This window comes from Nocardia sp. NPDC004123 (assembly GCF_053603795.1).
The window spans coordinates 1,635-4,339 of the sequence record NZ_JBSGGG010000061.1; the positions used below are offsets into that span (position 1 = coordinate 1,635).

Annotated in this window: 1 other annotated feature (only partly in view). The window is 56.2% G+C overall.

What is annotated here, in order from left to right:
* Positions 1–2,652, forward strand: a sequence feature (mutual gap in cmsearch alignment for this rRNA model is longer than 100); it begins 235 nt to the left of the window's first position.
* The last annotated feature ends 53 nt before the right edge of the window (positions 2,653–2,705 follow it).

Below are 2,705 nucleotides of genomic sequence, written 5' to 3' on the forward strand. Positions count from 1 at the left end.
CTCCCGAGTAGCAGCGGGCCCGTGAAATCTGCTGTGAATCTGTCGGGACCACCCGATAAGCCTGAATACTACCTGGTGACCGATAGCGGACTAGTACCGTGAGGGAAAGGTGAAAAGTACCCCGGGAGGGGAGTGAAATAGTACCTGAAACCGTGCGCTTACAATCCGTCAGAGCCTTTTGGGGTGATGGCGTGCCTTTTGAAGAATGAGCCTGCGAGTCATCGGTGTGTGGCGAGGTTAACCCGTGTGGGGGAGCCGTAGCGAAAGCGAGTCCGAATAGGGCGCCGCAGTCGCACACTATGGACCCGAAGCGGAGTGATCTACCCATGGCCAGGGTGAAGCGACGGTAAGACGTCGTGGAGGCCCGAACCCACTTAGGTTGAAAACTGAGGGGATGAGCTGTGGGTAGGGGTGAAAGGCCAATCAAACTCCGTGATAGCTGGTTCTCCCCGAAATGCATTTAGGTGCAGCGTCGCGTGTTTCTCGCCGGAGGTAGAGCTACTGGATGGCCTAGGGGGCCCACAAGCTTACCGAAGTCAGCCAAACTCCGAATGCCGGTGAGTGAGAGCGCGGCAGTGAGACTGTGGGGGATAAGCTTCATAGTCGAGAGGGAAACAGCCCAGATCGCCGGCTAAGGCCCCTAAGCGTGTACTAAGTGGAAAAGGATGTGGAGTCGCGAAGACAACCAGGAGGTTGGCTTAGAAGCAGCCACCCTTGAAAGAGTGCGTAATAGCTCACTGGTCAAGTGATTCTGCGCCGACAATGTAGCGGGGCTCAAGTACACCGCCGAAGCCGCGGCATTCAGACATTATCCCGCTTTCGAGCCAGGAGTCTGGATGGGTAGGGGAGCGTCGTGTAGCCAGGGAAGCGGCGGAGTGATCCAGTCGTGGAGGCTGCGCGAGTGAGAATGCAGGCATGAGTAGCGAAAGACGAGTGAGAAACTCGTCCGCCGAATGACCAAGGGTTCCTGGGCCAGGTTAATCCGCCCAGGGTGAGTCGGGACCTAAGGCGAGGCCGACAGGCGTAGTCGATGGACAACGGGTTGATATTCCCGTACCCGTGTATCCGCGCCCAATGGCGAATCAGTGGTGCTAAGTATCCAAAAGCGGATGGACTCCCTTCGGGGAGCCGGAAGTGGCTGCATACGACCCCTGCTGTAGTAGTCAAGCGATGGGGTGACGCAGGAAGGTAGCTGGGCCAGGTGATGGAATACCTGGTGTAAGCCTGTAGGGCGTCTGGTAGGCAAATCCGCCAGACATATAGCCTGAGAGGTGATGCGTAGCCGATTGAGGCGAATTCAGTGATCCTATGCTGCCGAGAAAAGCCTCTAGTGAGTTGGTACACGGCCCGTACCCCAAACCGACACAGGTGGTCAGGTAGAGAATACTAAGGCGATCGAGATAACTGTGGTTAAGGAACTCGGCAAAATGCCCCCGTAACTTCGGGAGAAGGGGGACCCGGTCTGGTGAACACCTTTGCGGTGGGAGCTGTACTGGGTCGCAGAGACCAGTGAGAAGCGACTGTTTACTAAAAACACAGGTCCGTGCGAAGTCGTAAGACGATGTATACGGACTGACGCCTGCCCGGTGCCGGAAGGTTAAGAGGACCGGTTAGCTCTTCGGAGCGAAGCTGAGAATTTAAGCCCCGGTAAACGGCGGTGGTAACTATAACCATCCTAAGGTAGCGAAATTCCTTGTCGGGTAAGTTCCGACCTGCACGAATGGCGTAACGACTTCTCAGCTGTCTCAACCACAGACTCGGCGAAATTGCAGTACGAGTAAAGATGCTCGTTACGCGCGGCAGGACGAAAAGACCCCGGGACCTTCACTATAGCTTGGTATTGGTGTTCGGTACGGTTTGTGTAGGATAGGTGGGAGACTGTGAAGCGGGTACGCCAGTATTCGTGGAGTCGTCGTTGAAATACCACTCTGATCGTATTGGACCTCTAACCTCGGACCCTGATCGGGTTCAGGGACAGTGCCTGGTGGGTAGTTTAACTGGGGCGGTTGCCTCCCAAAATGTAACGGAGGCGCCCAAAGGTTCCCTCAGCCTGGTTGGCAATCAGGTGTCGAGTGCAAGTGCACAAGGGAGCTTGACTGTGAGACCGACAGGTCGAGCAGGGACGAAAGTCGGGACTAGTGATCCGGCACCGGCAAGTGGAAGCGGTGTCGCTCAACGGATAAAAGGTACCCCGGGGATAACAGGCTGATCTTCCCCAAGAGTCCATATCGACGGGATGGTTTGGCACCTCGATGTCGGCTCGTCGCATCCTGGGGCTGGAGTAGGTCCCAAGGGTTGGGCTGTTCGCCCATTAAAGCGGCACGCGAGCTGGGTTTAGAACGTCGTGAGACAGTTCGGTCTCTATCCGCCGCGCGCGTTAGAAACTTGAGGAAGGCTGTCCCTAGTACGAGAGGACCGGGACGGACGAACCTCTGGTGTGCCAGTTGTTCCGCCAGGAGCACGGCTGGTTGGCCACGTTCGGAAGGGATAACCGCTGAAAGCATCTAAGCGGGAAGCCTGTTCCAAGATGAGGTTTCTCACCCCCTCGAGGGGGTAAGGCCCCCAACAGACCATTGGGTTGATAGGCCAGAACTGGAAGTCTGGTAACAGATGTAGGTGACTGGTACTAATAGGCCGAGGACTTACCAACAAAGAAGCTACGCGTCCACTGTGCAGTATCTGAAACAACACACAGATCACTGAGA